The sequence below is a fragment of the Flintibacter porci genome (assembly GCF_041925195.1).
GTDB classification, from domain to species: Bacteria; Bacillota; Clostridia; order Oscillospirales; family Oscillospiraceae; genus Lawsonibacter; species Lawsonibacter porci.
The window spans coordinates 1-17473 of sequence record NZ_JBHEVB010000004.1 but is presented as its reverse complement, the minus strand read 5'-3'; the positions used below and the strand labels follow the sequence as shown (position 1 = coordinate 17473).

The window sequence follows — 17473 nt, the reverse complement described above, 5'->3', positions numbered from 1 at the left end:
AAAAATTCCCCGGCCTGGGCCGGGGAATTTTTTTGCCTAAACCACCCGCAGCAGAGGCTGCAGCTGGCGACCCTCCAGGGCTGCCTGAGCCGCGTCGGCCACCAGAGAAAAGTCGGCCACCAGGGAGGTAGGCTTTTTCACCGGGTCGTCCTGTCCGAAGGGGACGAAATAGATGTATTTGCGGCTAAGCAGAGCGCCCAGATTGGGAGCGGAGGCAGTCAGACCGTCGTTGGTAGAGGGGGCAATGAGAAGGGGGCGCTGGTTGCGCAGATGGGCTTTGGCGGCCATGGTGACCGCCGTGTCCGTAATGCCGCAGGCCAGCTTGCCCAGCGTGTTTCCGGTACAGGGAGCAATGATGAGCAGATCCAGCAGCTTCTTGGGGCCGATGGGTTCTGCCTCGCGGATGGAGGAGATGACCCGCCGGTCGCAGATCCGCTCCATCTCCCGCATCAGCTCATGGGCAGGGCCAAAGCGGGTGTCGGTGGCGGCGGTACACTCCGAGACGATGGGGATCACCGTGGAGAAGCGGGCTTTTACCTGCTCCAGGGCCTCCATGGCCTTGGCGTGGGTGCAGAAGGAGCCGCACACGGCAAAGCCGACCGTTTGGTCGATCATGTAGCATCTTCCTTTCCTGGCTGCTCCAATTCCTGGAGCATATGATATATGGTGGTTTGAAGGATGGCTGCCGCAGTTACGGGGGCCACCTTGCCCGGCAGGGAGAGGGCATGGATCACGGGCAGACCAAGTTCTTGGGCGGCGGTGCGGTCCACGCCGCCTGGTTTGCTGGCCAGATCCAGAATAAGGCAGCCGGCAGGCAGAGCTTTCAGGACCTCCCGTCCCAGGACCAGGGCGGGGACGGTGTTGACCACCAGATGGAAGGGGCAGGGGTTTTCCGTAAGCTGGGACAAAAGTACGCCCTTGCAGCCTACGGCTTTCGCCCAGGCAAGGGCTTCCCAGCGACGGGCGGCTACCGTCACCTCAGCGCCTAGAGCGGCCAGACGCAGAGCGGTAGCCTGCCCGATCCGCCCAAAGCCCAACACCAGCACCTGGGCGCCGTGGAGGGTGATGGGCAGCTGCTCCATGGCGATCTGGATCGCTCCCTCGGCTGTGGGTACTGCGTTGGCCACAGCCAGTTCCTCCCGGGCAAAGTAGTCCAGCAGGCATACCCCGCGCTCCTGAGCCAATGCTTTCAAGCCTGGATCTGCCATCCCCGCCAGCACCAGCTGGCCGGGCGCCAGGGCGTCGAAGACCTGCCGCAGACTGGGGTGGAACTGGGACAGGGGACTATGTAGTGCCGTCCCATCTGCTGCCGGCAGCGGCAGGATCACGCAGTCTGCCTGAGAAAGGCCGTCGGGAGGCTGGCGGGCGCAGCCTGGCTCCTCGGCGGGCAGCCCCTCCTCTAAAGCCCAGGTGTGGACTGTATGCCCGTCCATAGCCAGCAGCCGGGCCAGCTCTGCCTGCCGCCGGTCTCCTCCCAATAGCCAAATTGTTTTTGCACATGCCATAGTTGATCTCCTCCCTCTCCGTGCTGTTCCAGCCTATGCGCGGCAGAGAAGGGCGGTCACAGAAGAAAAAGGGAAAGAATGCGTTGTATTTATTGACAAAAACAATGCGCTATATTATATTATTCTTAGAAGTAATGCTTAAAATAATCTGAAAAAGCATTGCGAATGGATGGGCTCTCTGCCGTTCCGTTACTTTGAGGGGAGCATGGGAAAGGCAGCATCCCATAGCGGCAAAAAGAAAGGAGTTCAAGAAATGAAGAAGGGGATCTTTCGTAAATTCTTGTCCTTGTGTACGGCTGGTGCCCTGACTGCGGGACTGGTAGTAACAGCCTCCGCAGCACCAGACACCATGACCAGAGGAGAAATGGCGGCACTGCTGGTAGAAAGTGCCGGCCTGTCCGGTCAGTTGGCAGAGTACCAGGCGAAACCCAGCGCGTTTTCTGATGTGGCTGAGAACAGCACCTATGAGGGGGCCATCAACCTGGTTTATGCAAAGGGCCTGATGAGTGGTACGAGTGGTGATACCTTCTCTCCCAATGCGGCAGCGACCCAGGTAGAGGCGGCGGCGATCCTGCTGCGGTATGCGGATGTACCCGATGGCGTCTTGACTGCCTGGCCTGCCAGCTATAACACTGCGGCATCCAGCACTGGCTTAACTCAGGGAGTGGAGTACAGCCCGAACAGCGCAGTGAACAAGACTGTGTTCGTTCAGATGATGTCCAATGCTAAGGCCATGGAAGGCAAGCCTTTTATCGGTATCAGCTGGAAGAGCAATACGCAGGATTATGCAGCATTTGCCACCGTGATCCGTGCAGCGGGCGGTGTGGCGGTGGAGCTGCCCCAGATCACTTCCTCTGCTGTGGAGTATGACAGCAGCAACAAGGTGACCGGCGCCTATCTGGAGGAGAGTGGCATGCTTAAGCAGGCCTACGCGGACCAGATCAAGGCAAAGAACTTTGCCAATACCAATGTAGCTCAGGTCATGGCTGAGGTGGATGGCGTGTTCTTTACCGGCGGCGAGGATATCAGCCCCTCGCTCTTTGCAGAGCCTCAGAAGGAAGCCAATCACGGGGAAGAGATCAACGCGACCCGGGATATTTCCGACTATACGCTGATGGCTTACTGCATCCAGCAGGACATCCCCTCCTTTGCAGCCTGCCGTGGTATGCAGATGATGAGCATCGTCTCCGGCGCCGACTTTATCCAGGACATTCCCGACTACTTCGCCGCCCAGGGCGCGGAGTACAATGACCTGCACCGGATGCCCGCCGATGCTCCCAATCGGGACTATGCCCGCCACGATGTGGATATTATCGATAAGGACTCCCTGCTGTACGACGTGGTAAACGCCGATGTGCTGCAGAACGTCTCCTCCTGGCACCACCAGGCGGTAAAGAGCGTGGAGGGTACTGGCCTGACCGTCACCGCCAAGACCACGCTGAATGGTGTTGATATCATTGAAGCTGTGGAAAATAAGGATAAGACCTTCTGCGTAGGTGTGCAGTTCCATCCGGAGAATGACTGCAGCTTGGTGCTCTATCAGGGCAAGGAAGCTCCCTGTGACTTTGATACCTGCCTGACCTTCTTTGAGAATCTGGTGGCCTATGCCTCTGAGAAGCCGGTCATCGGCATCTCCTGGGGCGGTGATCCGGTGGACTATACCGACATTCAGGATATTATCCGTGAGGCGGGCGGCGTAGTGACCCATCTGCCTCAGATCACCCGCTATGAGCAGGCAGTCTCCGCGCTGAAGAGCGTGGACGGCATCGTAGTTACCGGCGGCGAGGATATCAACCCCGACCTGTACGGCGATGAGCACAGCCCCCTGCTGGAGGACAACACTGAGTACCGGGACATCCGGGATACCTCGGACTACAATCTGATCCAGGCAGCGGTCCAGACCGACGAACCTATGCTGGCGATTTGCCGCGGAATGCAGATGCTGAATGTGGTGTGCGGCGGCGGTCTGATCCAGGATCTGCCCACCTATCTGGGCAAGGACGACAGCTATCGCGTCCACCGCAATAAGCCCGATTGGGCCCGTCACGACATTACCGTTACCGATACCGACTCCCTGCTGTACTCCATTGTAGGCGGCACGAGCTTGGCTGACGTAGCATCCTGGCACCACCAGGTGGCAAATCCCCAGCGTGTGGGGCAGGGCCTGACCGTGGTAGCCTACGGACCGGACGAGGTGATTGAGGCTCTGGAGTACCAGGCTAACGACTTCACCTTGGGCGTGCAGTTCCATCCCGAGGCCGACGCCCTGGACCATGATGCATACATGGACTTCTTTGAGGCGCTCCTGGCCCATGCGGCATAACTTCTATCCATAGGAAAAGGGAGGTCCCGAGTATTCGGGACCTCCCTTTTTGCCAATAAAAACGCCCCGCTTCTCCAAGAAGCGGGGCGTAGAACGTTTACTCTTACTGAGCAGCCTTAGCAGCCTTGATAGCCTCGATCAGCATGGGGGTAACCTTGAACAGGTCGCCGCAGATGCCGTAGTCAGCGATCTCAAAGATGGGGGCGTTCTCGTTCTTGTTCACAGCGATGATGCACTCGGAATCCTGCATGCCAGCCTTGTGCTGGATGGCGCCGGAGATGCCCAGAGCAACATAGATCTTGGGGTGAACGGTCTTGCCGGTCTGACCAACCTGGTGGTCAGCGGACAGCCAGCCGGAGTCGATGGTGGCACGGGAGCCGCCCACGACGCCGCCGAGAACCTCAGCCAGCTCCTCAGCCAGCTTGATGCCGCCCTCGACGTCCTTGGAGATACCACGGCCCACGGAGACGACCACGTCAGCGCCGATCAGGTCGACCAGCTTCTTAGCGGCCTTGACAACCTCGATGACCTGGGTCTGCATGTCAGCCTCGGTCAGGGAGAAGTTGGGCTTAATCAGCTCGCAGGCGTCAGCCTTGGCCTGATCGAAGGGAGCCTTCTTCATAACGCCGGGACGCACGGTAGCCATAGCGGGACGGAAACGGGGGCAGATGATGGAAGCCATCAGGTGGCCGCCGAAAGCAGGACGGGTCATCTTCAGGTCGCGGGACACGTCGTGCTTCTCACCCAGCACCATAGCGGTGTTCAGGCCGTCGATCTTCTCGGCGGGCAGAGTGGAGGCCTCACGCAGGAAGTCCTTGTAGATGCCCATATCCACGTCCAGGTGAGTACAGTCGGCGCACAGACCGGTGTGCAGACGAGCGGCGCAGCGGGGGCCCAGATCGCGGCCGATGTTGGTGGCGCCGATCAGCATCATCTCAGGCTTGTACTCCTCGATCACGTCGCAGATGACCTTGGTGTAGCCGTCGGTGGTGTAGTTCTCCAGCAGGGGGTGGTCGCAGACGTACACGCCGTCAGCACCGTAGCCGCCCAGCTCCTTGGCAATGCCCTCGATGTTGTGGCCCAGCAGAATGCCGTACAGCTTGGTGCCCAGCTCGTCAGCCAGCTTGCGGCCCTCGGAAATCAGCTCAAAGGAGGTAGGCATCATGGTGCCCTGACGCTGCTCGCAGAATACCCACACGCCGCCGTTGAAGGCAGCGATATCAGCACTGTTGAAAGTAGACATATTCTTCAATTCTCCCTTCTATCAGATCAAATGCTTGCCAGCCAGGATGCCGGCCAGCTTCTCACAGGTCGCCTTGTCGGCGCCCTCCAGCATCATGCCGGCGCCCTTCTGAGGAGGAGTGAAGGAGGTCAGGATGTTGGTGGGAGAACCCTTCAGGCCGATGGTAGCGGGATCGATCAGGGGATCGTCCTTCAGAGCGTTGTAGTCCAGGACCTCGTAGGGCTTCTCATAGCACTCGAAGATGCCGCCCACGCTCATGTAACGGGGCTCGTTGAGCTCCTTGATGCAGGTGATCAGGCAGGGGGTGTTGACCTTGATGGTCATGTAGCCGTCTTCCAGCATACGCTTGATGGTGAGGGTCTTGCCCTCCTTGGTGATCTCAGCAGCGTAGGAAACCTGGGGGATGCCCAGCTTCTCAGCGATCTGGGGACCAACCTGAGCGGTGTCGCCGTCGATAGCCTGACGGCCGCAGAACACCACGTCGTCCTCGTCCAGGCCGATCTTGTTGATAGCAGCGGCCAGGATCTGAGAGGTAGCATAAGTATCGGAACCGCCGAACTCACGGCCGGAAACCAGAACAGCACGGTCCACGCCGCGAGCCATAACCTCACGCAGCATGCCCTCGGCAGGAGGAGGACCCATGGAGACGACAACGACCTCGGCGCCGGTCTGCTCCTTCAGGACCAGAGCGGCCTCGACGGCGTTCAGGTCGTCGGGGTTGGTGATGGTCGCCATGGAGGCGCGGTTCAGAGTACCATCGGGATTCACGGCCACCTTACCGGAGGTATCGGGGACCTGCTTAACACAAACAATGATTTTCATTTCCATCTGCCTCCTATCTTATTTCACACCCATCGCACGGGAAATGACCATGCGCTGGACCTCGGAAGTACCCTCATAGATCTCGGTGATCTTGGCGTCACGCATCATGCGCTCCACGGGATACTCACGGGTGTAGCCGTAACCACCGAACAGCTGAACAGCGCGGCGGGTCACATCGGAAGCGGCCTCGGCGGCAAACAGCTTAGCCATGGCGGCGTCCACGGAGTAAGGCTCGTGGTTCTCCTTCTTGCAGGCAGCGGCGTACACCAGGTACTGAGCAGCCTTCATGCGGGTGTGCATGTCAGCCAGCTGGAACTGGGTGTTCTGGAACTGAGACAGACGCTTCTTAAACTGGATACGCTCCTGGGTGTACTTGACGGCCTCGTCAATGGCACCCTCGCCCAGACCCAGAGCCTGAGCAGCGATGCCGATACGGCCGCCGTCCAGAGTCTGCATGGCGATCTTGAAGCCCTGGCCTTCCTTGCCCAGCAGGTTCTCCTTGGGAACGATGCAGTCCTCAAAGATCAGGTCGCAGGTGGAAGAACCGCGGATACCCATCTTCTTCTCCTTCTTACCAACGGAGAAGCCGGGGAAGGAGCTCTCCACGATGAAAGCGGAGATGCCGTGGTTGCCGGCCTTGGGGTCGGTCATAGCGAAGACGACCATGGTGCTGGCCACAGTGCCGTTGGTGATGAAGCACTTGGAGCCGTTGAGCACATAGTGGTCACCCTCCAGAACAGCGGTGGTCTGCTGGCCGGAGGCGTCGGTGCCGGCGTTGGGCTCGGTCAGGCCAAAAGCGCCGATCTTCTTGCCGCTGAGCAGGTCGGGCAGATACTTCATCTTCTGCTCCTCGGTGCCGTGCTCATAGATGGGGGCGCAGCACAGAGAGGTGTGGGCAGACACGATAACACCAGTGGTGCCGCAGACCTTGGACAGCTCCTCAACGCACATAGCGTAGGACAGCACATCGCCGCCGGCGCCGCCGTACTTCTTGGGGAAGTAGATGCCCATCATGCCCAGCTTGCCCATCTTCTCGACGGTCTCCATGGGGAAGCGCTCTTCCTCATCGAGCTCCTCGGCTAGGGGCTTGACCTCGTTCTCCGCAAACTCACGGTACATCTTGCGGACCATCTCTTGCTCTCTAGTCAGATGAAAATCCATTTTCCAGTCCTCCTAAAACTTTTTTACTTGGAATAATCGTAGAAGCCCTTGCCGGATTTGACGCCCAGCAGACCACCGCGGACCATCTTCTTCAGCAGCAGGGCAGGACGATACTTAGAATCGCCTGTCTCATCGTACAGGGTGTTCATAATGGCCAGGCAGATATCCAGGCCGATAAAGTCGCCCAGGGCCAGAGGACCCATGGGGTGGTTGGCGCCCAGGCGCATAGCCTTGTCGATGTCCTCGACGGAGGCGGTGCCGGACTCAACCAGGCCGATGGCGTCGTTGATCATGGGGATCAGCAGCTTGTTGACCACGAAGCCGGGGCCTTCTGCCACCTCAACGGGCTCCTTGCCGATATCCTGAGCCAGCTTGTACACAAAGTCGAAGGTCTCCTGGGGAGTGTTCACGCCGCGGATGACCTCGATGAGCTTCATGCTGGGCACGGGGTTGAAGAAGTGCATACCGATGAGGGGGTGCTTCAGACCATTGCCCATCTCAGTGATAGACAAAGAGGAGGTGTTGGAAGCAAACACGGTCTCCGGCTTGCACAGCTCGTCCAGGCGATGGAACAGCTCCTTCTTGGGACCCATCTCCTCGGCGATGCACTCGATCACCAGATCAGCATCAGCAGCGGCGGACTCTTCCTCGACCAGCACATTGGCCATGAGAGCGTCCTTGGTGCCCTGAGACATTTTGCCCTTGGCGACCCGCTTTTGCAGAGAAGCGTCCAGCTGTTCCTTATGGCGCTGGGCGGAGGCGATGCTGCTGGCGTACATCAGGGCAGTATGCCCGTTTGCGGCAAAGACCTGGGCAATACCACGACCCATGGTGCCGGCGCCGAAAATTGCAACCTTCATAGTGTTTCCTCCTAAAAAGTTGATTTCTAACGGTCAAATCTAAAACAATTTGACGGGTTCTAAACAGTTTTGTTAGAAAATTAACAAACCAAGACCAGAAAAAGCGCAACACAGGAAAAATACCTGTTGTTGCGAAGGCCGGAAAAGGCATAACTGTTTATGTACCTTACAAATTATATCGTTTTTTCAGGGCGGAAGCAAGGGGGAAGCTACCTGGCAAAATACACAGTTTTTACAATGGAATTTTGATAAAAATGTTAAAATCACAGAGAGCTCACAGAGGCAGCGGAAAGGATGGGAAATGGGATGAAAAAATGGAATTTCTCAATGAAGAAGATGGAATAGAAGGGGAGATTTGGAGGGGAGAAAAAGGGCGCGGCGGAACCAAGTCCGCCGCGCGTGAGAGGGAAGAACGAGATGAGGAAAAAGGCTTATTTCTCTGCCTGGTCAACGGCCAGGTGGACGATTTCATATGCCGACATGTTCTCATGATAGGAAGAAGGCTCCCCCAGCACCGATGAGAAAGAACCATCTTCATTTCGAAGCAGAACCAGATACTGAATGCGGGGCGATGCCCACTCTCCGGAACGGTATCTGGTGAAGCTTACGGTGTAAGCAGAGCCGATGCCTTCGGGAAGATGGCAGGATCCATTATAGCTCACCGATCCCAAACGCAGATCTCCTTCTTGAGGCACTTCGGGCTGGTCTACGGCAAAGTAGTAGGTTTGTCCCTGGTATTTCTGGCTGTAGTATTGGTGGGCCAGTGTATAGAACTCCTGGGAATCGATCCCGGAGATCAGGGTAACCAGACTTTCGATGTATTCTGTGACCTCTTCCAGAGAGCCTGTGGTATAGTCATAGACCTCCAAGAAGTTCTCGTCCCTGTCATAGATGAGGCAGGCGGTAAACCAGAGTGTGTCATCCGTGTCTGCCCGGGCCAGTACCGTGTAGGCAGTCTGGGTGTCTTTCAGCTCCACGGATGTTAATTCAGTCTGTGTCAGAGACTGGATGGACCAAAGAGCAGAGGTATTGTTGGCATTCAGCGGGTTGTTATCTTGACGGGTAAAGGTTTCCAACCAATTGCGGACCTGCCAGGGAACCGGGATGGGGAGAGCGTCCTCCGGCGCAGGGTAAAAGGTCTTGTTGTGGTCGGGTACCCACTGAGGTCCGTCTCCGTTGATGACTGCGTTGTCAGTCTGTGCAAAGATATCTACGCCGCCGGGAGCCATAAGGGCCTTGTACTCCTGCCAGTAGGCCTCATAGTCCTTCCGTGCTTGAGAGTCCTCCTCTCGCACGTCCCCATCCACCGGCCAGACCCAGGTGAAGTCAGTTCCGTCATAGCGGATGAGGCCGGCTTCTCCATACGTAAGCCCCAGGTGGATACTGTTGGCCACATAGAGAAGGTAGCTTTCTCCGTCCTTATTAAAAGTTACCACATGGGGTTGGCTTCCGGTGCATATGGTGGCGAAGACCGGAGCGGTCAGCTGGCCGGTTAGCTGGTCTTGTACGCCCAAGGCGAGCAGTGATTCGGAACGGTCGGTTTGTACACAAACCGCTCCCAGGGCAACATTTCCGTCATCACCGGGGGTGAAAGCCATTAGTTCCACAGAAGTGGGTTGAATAACGCCAGAGGGGAAAAGGGTTTGAGCAGCTTCAGCCAGATCATCCTTCAGAGACATCTGGTCCACCCGACCGGAGGCAACGTTGGAGACAAAGGTGGTTCCCTCCTGACAGGATACCAGCGAGCCGCACAAAACAATGACTAAAGCAGCCAGAGCCAGTACCAGTGCCGGCGGGCGCTTCTTTTTCCACTGGAAGATATTGCGAATGCGATTTTCCGTCTCTCGCGCCGAGCCGGACAGCCGGGTGGTCAGCGGAGAGTGGGGCGTACAGCGCTTGTCCATAAGCAAAGCCTCCGATCAGTCAAACATATTGGTGAGTGTGATCTGGTGCAGGGTATCCCCATTGAAGAAGAACAAAATAGCAGGGCCAAAGTCGTTGGAATCGCGGCAGTACCACAGATAGTCCTGGCCTGGATACTTTCCCCAATAATCTTCTGATACTGCTTCGGGATAGGCTGTCAGCACGTCTTCGCGGCTGGCACCCACTCGGATACCTCGGGGAGTGTAGAGATCGGGCATCGTAACATCCAGAGTATTGATGGACTCCCGGTCCTCGGTGCTGTTGTAGTAACTCAGAGCGGTAAAGCTTGCGGTACCTGTCGTACCACTGCTGCGCAGCCAGTAGTCTCCCGGGTTGTAGATAGGCTCATACTCCTCCAGACGCTGGGTGTCGATATGCGTAGAGTCCAGACAGGAGAAGGAGAGAGAAGAACCTGGACCGATGGGATTGGGAAAACCATCCCGGTAGAGACAGACCTCCGGATCCTGCAGACTTAAGCTGGCAGACACCGAAAATCCTCCCTCCGGTTCTCCGCCGCTGAAATTCCACTGCCGCCACAGAGGCGGATTCAGATCGATGCACTCCTGCGCCGGAACCAGAGGTTGAAGATCTGTGACGGTATATTGATCATAGAGGGTAAAGGTGCCGCCCGACCAGATATAGAGGTTGTCCGAACCGCTGACAAAGTCGGATGCTGTGTCATCCCGGTCATCGACCCGGGCAGTGAGATAGAAAATAGGCTGACCATCCGCTCCCATGCGGAAGCCTTCCACGGTCTGGTTCTGGATGCACAGGTCGGCACCGGGGATATCCTGGTCCAGAGTGGGGTCGTACTGGTCAGCCAGGGCCTGGCAGAGATCGTCCGCGGTTTGCCCGGCTAACTCCAGAGCCTCCTCCAGGGTCACCTGCTGGCCTGTTTCTTTGTCATAGACCAACGAGGTGATATGCCCGGTGTTCAGGTCCGTATGAAATTCCTCCCGGAAGAAGATCAGATTCCAATAGCGCTGAGTTTCGGTGGGGTAGAGCAGACAGTGATTTTCGGTGGCTGACAGGGAAGCGCTATCGACGACCCCATCCAGGATATCCTGGTACTCCTGCTTCAACTGCCTTAGGGCCTGGTTGATGGCGGTGACTCCGGCAGTAGGTTGAGTATCGGCAGACATGGCCAGGGCGGGAATCTCAATATAGTTGCCCTGTGTGTCGTAATACTGGGTATCCATGACCAGAGTGACTGGTTCTGTCCGCTCCTGGCAGGAAACCAATCCTCCGCACAGGGCGATCAGCACGGCAGCCAGGACCAGCACCAGCACAGGCGGGCGCTTCTTTTTCCACAGAAATATGTTGCGGATGCGGCGCTCCGTCTCCCGGGCCGAGCCGGAGAGGGCGGTGGAAAATGGTGTGCGGAATATGTTTTCTACCTTTTTCATGGCGGTCTCCTTATGGCTGAGTGGCTTTGTTTATGATCTCTTCGATAGACATCCCCTGCGGTTCAAAGTCTGCCCGGCCCAGCAGGGAAATAAAGTCGCCGGTGTGGGTGTCGAAGCCCAGGACCACCACCTCAAAATTGGTGTGCCACTCCAGCCCCCGGGAGCCGTTAGTATAAAAGGTGTAGCACACCTGATAAGCAATGGCGGTGGTGGTTTCGTCCGGATAGGTCTCACCCAGATAGGTGGCGGGCCCCACCCGCAGGTCGCCGGCCTGGTCACTGTCCGACTGGAAATCGGCGTAGTAGATGTTCCACTGGTCCTGATAGTCCGCGTAGCAGCTCAGCAGGGCGGGGTAAAGGTTTGCGTTGTAGGGGGATAGGTCCTTGACGGGGAGAACGATGGAATGTGGCACATCCGGCCTGGAGTTGTCCACAAAGCCCCCAGCCGGCGCTTCCCCGGCGAAGTACCACTGGTTCCACAGGGGCGGGTCAAGCTGGTCAGTCTCCTCCGCCGTGATCAGGGGATATCGGTCGTACGGGGGACCGTCCGGGACAAAGACCATACAGTAGTAGCGGGTAAAAACTCCATTATCCCAGACATAAAGGCGGCTCCACTCGTCCAGAAAGCCGTCGTCCCCCATGTCCCGGCAGTCCACCACGGCGGTGAGATAGAACGCCGGCTTGCCGTCTGCCTTGATGCGAAAGCCCTCAAGGCTGATGGGGTCAGCCGTCTGGTACAGATCCCGGGGATCCTCCGGGTCGGCAGCGATGTCCGCTTCCAGGTCGGCAAACAGGGTTTCCTGGTCTGTCCCGGCCAGGGCGAGGGCATCCTCCGCCGTGACCTGGACGCCCTCCTTCTTATCGTAGACCCAGGAGGCGATGTAGCCGTCGTTGCCATAGTCGGCAGCCTTTTGGAAAAAAACCAGGTTCAGATAGCGGTCTGTTGTGGAGGGGTAGAACAGGCACTGGCTGCCGTACTCTGTGCCGGACAGGGAAAGGCGGTATTCCTCCCGCAGTTCGTCCAGAGCGGCGTTGATGGCATCCACCGACTCATTTTGCTCCCCGGTGGGGAGGGAGAGCGCAGGGATCTCGATGTAAGTGCCTAGATTGTCGTAGTACTGGGTCTCCATGATGATGGAGGGTACAGAGGGCCGCTTCTGACAGGACACCAGCGAGCCGCACAGCGCAATGATCACAGCAGCCAGGACCAGCACCAGCACAGGCGGACGCTTCTTTTTCCATTGGAAGATATTACGGATACGGTGCTCCGTCTCCCGGGCGGAGCCGGAGAGACGGGTAGTGAGAGGGGAGCGGGGAAGATGATTGATGTGAGGCCAGCTACATTGGTTCATAAGACTCACCCTTTAAAAAATAGCGTGTAGCGTGTGTTGTTTATGAGATTTCGGGTTGTAAGAGTACAAACTGGTCTTCAGACCAAGATAAGGTATACCAGAGCGTATAAGCTTTGTCATCGGATAAAACAGGCAGATAAAGATCACTCAGTCCGTCGGGCCTCTCCTGCGTGTAAGCACCAGAGATCCATGCCGGACCCTCTCCCTCCTTAAGACGGTACAGTTCCTTCAGCGTACCATTTTCCACGGAAAGGACGACGTAATCGGTGTAGCGAGGGACAGAGTACGGCTGAACCAGATCCAACACCAGAGACTGGTGGTCTGGTGTAGTTAGATACGCGGAGAGGCAGTTGGGAAAGACGGTAGTTTCCTCTTCCCATCGAAGCGTCTCTCCTGTACCGAGAGTGACCTCCACTACGGTGAGAGGCCCGGGAGGAACGTCGGAACCATAACTGAATATGGTTACCGAATCGTCCATGTCCCCCATACCGTCCAGATCCATATGTTCAAAGAAAGCGATGGAAAGATACTCCTCTGGGTTTGTTCCGTGAGAAATCAAGGGAGCAGTGTCGTCGGAGGTTGGATAGACCTGAATGGTGCCGGAGTAGCTGTGCGCCAAGAGGGTTGCTATGGAATAGGTTTCCTCACGGCCGGTGGAGGTACCCACCGTTACGGTCTGATCTGCTTCATGGAAAAGAAGGGTAGTGATATCATCGGTGGAACAGCTCATGACCTCTGCGGCGGCAGGAGCTAAAGACTGAATGCGTATGGAGCCGTCGGGCCATTTCCGCCAGACTTTTAAATAATGATCTCCAGGGGCAGAGAGCAGGTCGAGTTGTCCGTCGCCGTCTAAATCCGCATATACCGGGTCAATGAGACTTGCCAAGAGGAATGAAGTACCACCAGGAAGGTCGGCCTGAAACTCGTAATCATACGTATGGCCGTCATCGGTACGGATGTCGGAACGGGTGACCGTACCGCTGTACCCTAGGATATTAGAGAAGGGGACCGTTTCTTCTTCCGGCCAGGAAGAAGAAAACTGGGGTGCGTTCAACGGAGTGGCGGCGTGAGGATCAAAGTCAGCAGGCGTATTGTCGCGCTCCTGGCAGGACACTAATCCTCCGCACATAGCGATCAGCACAGCAGCCAGCGCCAGCACCAGCATGGGCGGACGCTTCTTTTTCCACTGGAAGATGTTACGGATGCGGTGCTCCGTTTCCCGGGTAGATCCGGACAGACGGGTGGTGAGAGGGGAGCGGGGGAGTCTTGGTGCCATATTTGAACTCCTTTCGTCAGGAGCGGGCCTTCAGCCGCTCCACCGCAGACAAGATAGTCTTGCCATAGGCGGCATGTTCCTCTGGTGGAAGACGCCGCAGAACCGCCTCGTCGCAGGATAGCTCGGTATCTTGTTCAATGGCCCGGGCCATGAGCCATACCAGAGGATTGAACCAGTGCACGGCCCGCACCCACAGAGCCAGGGCTTTGAGCCAGATATCCCGGCGGCGGTAGTGGGTCAGTTCGTGGAGCAGAGCGTATTCCAGTTCTTTCGGGGCAAGGGGCTGCTCCGGCAGCAGAAGCACAGGATGGAACAGCCCAGCCAGCATAGGAGCGGCCAACCCAGGACAGGTCATCAGCCGGGGACGGCGGTCCAGCTCCAATTGGTCGCCCATGGCATTATAGAGCGGGAGGATCGTAGCATCCCTTACCGGGACGGCCCAGCGCGTCAGGAAACGCCGCAGTCGAAGGTGAGCGATGAGGTTCCAAATGAGAATCCCTGCTGCGACCAAAAGCCAGACCGCAGTGACAATTTGGGAAACATAGATCGTAGGCTTTGTTTCTGGCTGGGGTTCAGGGGTGTTCTGAGAAGAAGATGTAGAGGAAGAGGTATTCTCTTCATTGGAAGAACCGGTGGGTGAGACCGGAGATGGCACCGCCTCTTGAAAGGGACGTCCGGCGGTAAAAGGCAACTCTGAGGGGCGCTCCAAACTGGGGGAGTGAAGCTGAATGGGGGCGTGGACTTGAACATTTGGAAAAGAGAAGGGTAAGGGGATGGCCAGACGCAGGCAGAGCAGCAGCCAGCCCCAGCAGCGCCACCGGGCGGCGTACCGGGAGCGGGTGAGCAGTCCGGTAGCCATCAGGATCAGCCCAACCAGACCGCCGCCCAGGGACAGAGCACCTAAATAAAATAGAAAATCTGTCATGCCTTGGTGTCCTCCTCCAGCTGGTCCAGCAGGGAGCGCAGCTCATCCAGGTCCTGGCGCTTCAGCCCGGTTCGGGCCAGAGCCGCCACAAAATTTCGGGGAGAGCTGCCGTACAGGCGGGAGAGCACGCTGCGGCTGTCAAAGGCCAAATAATCCTCCTGAGAAACTAAAGGAGTGTAGCGGTTGCTTTTTCCTTCCCGGCGCACCGAGACAAAGCCTTTTTCAGCCAATCGGGCCAGATAGGTGTTTACCGTGTTGCTGGCCCAGCCAAAGTCCTCCAGCGCTTGGTCCAAAGCGGCACGAGGGGTATCGGCGCCCAGCTTCCACAGGGCTTTCATGACTTCCAATTCGGTGTCGGGCAGACGTTTCATGGTATCATCTCCAATTTACTTCAAATGTAGTTGATAATTATATACTACACTTGTGGTAGATCACAGTCAAGTTACAGAGCGGTGACAGAAAAAAACAAGCCCTGGGCGATACCCAGGACTTGTAAAAAGAACATATTGGTTTAAAGCAGAAGCTGGCCGTTGATCTCCAGACGGAAACTCAGACCCAACTGTTCCGCAGCACGGCGGCACAACAGCATCCGCTGCAGGAAGATCTCAAAATAGTCCATGACCGCGCACATCTCTGTGTTAATGGACAGGGAGAGGGTGATGGTCTTGGACTCCACATCCAGCAAAACTTCCGAGCGCTCTACCGAGTAGTTGACCCGGTCGTGAATATCAAAGGTGGACATGTCTTTGTTGCGCACACGGCTGCGGCGCACATCGGTCTTGTCCGCCAGAATCAGGGCCGCGGCAATGGCGTTGACCGGAAATGCGGTAGAGTCATCGTGATGGCCGATGGCGGTAATGACGGCTGCCACATCGGAAGGGTCCATGCCCATGTTATCCAGAATGCGGAAAGCCATCGTGGCGCCGCTGATGGCGTGGTCGTGGCGGTTGACCACGTTGCCGATGTCGTGCATGTAGGCGGCGATTTGAGCCAGCTCCACCTCGCGGGGAGTGTACCCAAGCTCAGTCAGGATCTGAGCGGCCACATGAGCGCACTTGCCTACATGGGCAAAGGAGTGCTCCGTAAAGCCCAAAGCTGTGAGAGAAGCGTCGGCCTGTGTGATGTAAGTCCGGATCTCCGGAGAGGAGCGGATCATATCAAAGGTTACTTCCATGGTATCGCTCCTTTTAAATATCGCGGATATCGTAAGGCGTGGTCTGATACACGTAATAGTTCAGCCAGTTGGTATAGAACAGCTGGGCAGCGGAGCGCCAGCGTACCAGGGGAGGCTGTGTGGGATCGTCGTTGGGGAAGTAGTTGTCCGGAACATTGATGTCGATGCCCTTGTTTACATCCCGGAAGTACTCATTGGCCAGGGTGTCGGGATCGTATTCGGGGTGTCCGGTAATAAAGAAGCGGCGGTTATCCTGGCTCTTTACTGCAAAGACACCAGCCTGTTCCGAGACAGCCAGCAGCTGCAGTTCCGGGACGGCCAGAACATCCTCCAGCTTGTTTTCGGTATAGCGGGAGTGAGGAACATAGAAAATATCATCAAAGCCGCGGAACAGGGGACTGCGCTTGCGTACCACCGTATGGGGGAAGACACCAAAGAGCTTTTTACCCAGGTCATACTTAGGAATATTATAATGGTAGTAGAGACCGGCCTGGGCACCCCAGCAGATATGCAGGGTAGAGTGAACGTGGGTCTTGGTCCATTCCATGATCTCGCACAGCTCATCCCAGTAGTCCACATCGGTAAAGTCCAGATTCTCTACCGGAGCTCCGGTAATGATCATACCGTCATACTTCCGGTCTTTGATCTGATCAAAGGTAGTATAGAAGGAAAAGAGGTGGCTGGCATCTGTATTCTGAGATACATGGCTGAGGGTGTGCAACAGCTCTACCTGGACCTGAAGAGGAGAGTTGGAGAGCTTACGCAGCAGCTGGGTCTCAGTCACGATCTTAGTGGGCATCAGATTTAAGATGAGGAGGTTCAGAGGGCGGATATCCTGGTGCATAGCCCGGTACTCCGTCATAACAAAGATGTTTTCTCCCTCCAATGTAGTAGTAGCAGGAAGGGAATCGGGAATTTTAATGGGCATGGGAATGACCTACCTTATAATATAGAATTCGTAAAAATAGGGTATCATAACTGGGAAGGATGCGCAAGGCGTATTTCTGAGGATAAATGTAGCTCACTGGTGGACAAAATAGGGGAAAAAGGCCTTATTTCGGGAAGAGAAGAAAAAATTCGAAAAATATGAAAAAACCTGTTGACAAATGGAGGGAGCGGTGGTATTCTATCAAAGCTGTCCGCGAGACAGCGGTTTCCAAGTCAAAAGCGAACTTGAATGAGAGAACAAAAACCACCTGACGGTGCGAAAAAAGTTCTTGACAAGCGAACTGAGATATGGTAAACTAATCGAGTCGCCTGTGAGGGCGACGAAAAAAGGAGAAGCCTGCCGAGCTGACCTGAAGAGCTGAAAAAAGTTTGAAAAAACTTTAAAAAAGCTCTTGACAAGGTCGAAACGGTGTGGTAAAATAACTCCTGCCGCTGCTAAGCGGTGTGTACCTTGTAAATTAAACAACGTGACAAACACGAAGCACCAAATTGGATTTGGTTGTTCAAACAAGCTTAGCTTGAAGGACAATCGTTAAATTTCTTTGAAGCTAGTTTT

General features: G+C 56.4%; 15 protein-coding genes. 1 reads left to right on the top strand and 14 read right to left on the bottom strand.

Features of this window, described 5'->3' with window-relative positions; translation table 11 throughout:
• Positions 1–36 precede the first annotated feature (36 nt).
• Positions 37–615 carry a dipicolinate synthase subunit B gene (locus ACEVJL_RS05110; protein WP_008981918.1) on the bottom strand — a complete coding sequence of 193 codons (579 nt, stop codon included), beginning with the start codon at positions 613–615 and terminating at the stop codon, positions 37–39.
• Positions 612–1505 carry a dipicolinate synthase subunit DpsA gene (dpsA, locus tag ACEVJL_RS05105; RefSeq protein WP_374737100.1) on the bottom strand — a complete coding sequence of 298 codons (894 nt, stop codon included), beginning with the start codon at positions 1503–1505 and terminating at the stop codon, positions 612–614. The genes ACEVJL_RS05110 and dpsA overlap by 4 nt, the downstream gene beginning before the upstream one ends.
• A 253-nt stretch (positions 1506–1758) precedes the next feature.
• Between dpsA and ACEVJL_RS05100 the strand changes: the two genes are divergently transcribed.
• Positions 1759–3828, top strand: coding sequence for a gamma-glutamyl-gamma-aminobutyrate hydrolase family protein (locus ACEVJL_RS05100; protein WP_374737099.1), 2070 nt, complete (start codon positions 1759–1761; stop codon positions 3826–3828).
• 103 nt (positions 3829–3931) lie between these two features.
• Here ACEVJL_RS05100 and acrA read toward each other — a convergent pair whose 3' ends face one another.
• From acrA to metA, 12 genes are all read right to left on the bottom strand, one after another.
• A complete protein-coding gene (gene acrA / locus ACEVJL_RS05095; protein ID WP_008981915.1) occupies positions 3932–5071 on the bottom strand; it encodes an acryloyl-CoA reductase electron transfer subunit beta in 1140 nt (379 codons plus the stop codon).
• Between the two features lie 21 nt (positions 5072–5092).
• Positions 5093–5893, bottom strand: a complete 801-nt coding sequence (gene acrB, locus ACEVJL_RS05090; RefSeq protein WP_020989365.1) for an acryloyl-CoA reductase electron transfer subunit gamma — start codon at positions 5891–5893, stop codon at positions 5093–5095.
• Between the two features lie 18 nt (positions 5894–5911).
• Positions 5912–7054: an acyl-CoA dehydrogenase gene (locus tag ACEVJL_RS05085; protein ID WP_008981913.1), complete on the bottom strand. Its 1143-nt coding sequence runs from the start codon at positions 7052–7054 to the stop codon at positions 5912–5914.
• 23 nt (positions 7055–7077) lie between these two features.
• Positions 7078–7914: a 3-hydroxyacyl-CoA dehydrogenase family protein gene (locus ACEVJL_RS05080; protein WP_008981912.1), complete on the bottom strand. Its 837-nt coding sequence runs from the start codon at positions 7912–7914 to the stop codon at positions 7078–7080.
• A 431-nt stretch (positions 7915–8345) separates the two neighbouring features.
• Positions 8346–9818 (bottom strand): hypothetical protein, encoded by a 1473-nt coding sequence (locus ACEVJL_RS05075; protein ID WP_374737098.1) that lies wholly within the window; start codon positions 9816–9818, stop codon positions 8346–8348.
• Between the two features lie 15 nt (positions 9819–9833).
• Positions 9834–11243 carry a hypothetical protein gene (locus tag ACEVJL_RS05070; RefSeq protein ID WP_374737096.1) on the bottom strand — a complete coding sequence of 470 codons (1410 nt, stop codon included), beginning with the start codon at positions 11241–11243 and terminating at the stop codon, positions 9834–9836.
• A gap of 10 nt (positions 11244–11253) precedes the next feature.
• Positions 11254–12594, bottom strand: a complete 1341-nt coding sequence (locus ACEVJL_RS05065) for a hypothetical protein (protein WP_374737095.1) — start codon at positions 12592–12594, stop codon at positions 11254–11256.
• Between the two features lie 40 nt (positions 12595–12634).
• Positions 12635–13759: a hypothetical protein gene (locus tag ACEVJL_RS05060; protein WP_325207654.1), complete on the bottom strand. Its 1125-nt coding sequence runs from the start codon at positions 13757–13759 to the stop codon at positions 12635–12637.
• Positions 13760–13886: 127 nt separating this feature from the next.
• The gene (locus tag ACEVJL_RS05055) at positions 13887–14795 is read right to left on the bottom strand and encodes a M56 family metallopeptidase (RefSeq protein ID WP_235397494.1); all 909 of its coding nucleotides are present in this window, start codon (positions 14793–14795) and stop codon (positions 13887–13889) included.
• Positions 14792–15166: a BlaI/MecI/CopY family transcriptional regulator gene (locus ACEVJL_RS05050; protein ID WP_008981907.1), complete on the bottom strand. Its 375-nt coding sequence runs from the start codon at positions 15164–15166 to the stop codon at positions 14792–14794. The genes ACEVJL_RS05055 and ACEVJL_RS05050 overlap by 4 nt, the downstream gene beginning before the upstream one ends.
• Positions 15167–15306: 140 nt before the next feature.
• Entirely contained in the window at positions 15307–15969 is a 663-nt protein-coding gene (locus tag ACEVJL_RS05045) for an HD domain-containing protein (protein WP_008981906.1), read from the bottom strand.
• A gap of 13 nt (positions 15970–15982) precedes the next feature.
• Positions 15983–16897 carry a homoserine O-acetyltransferase MetA gene (gene metA / locus ACEVJL_RS05040; RefSeq protein ID WP_374737094.1) on the bottom strand — a complete coding sequence of 305 codons (915 nt, stop codon included), beginning with the start codon at positions 16895–16897 and terminating at the stop codon, positions 15983–15985.
• Between the last annotated feature and the right edge of the window lie 576 nt (positions 16898–17473).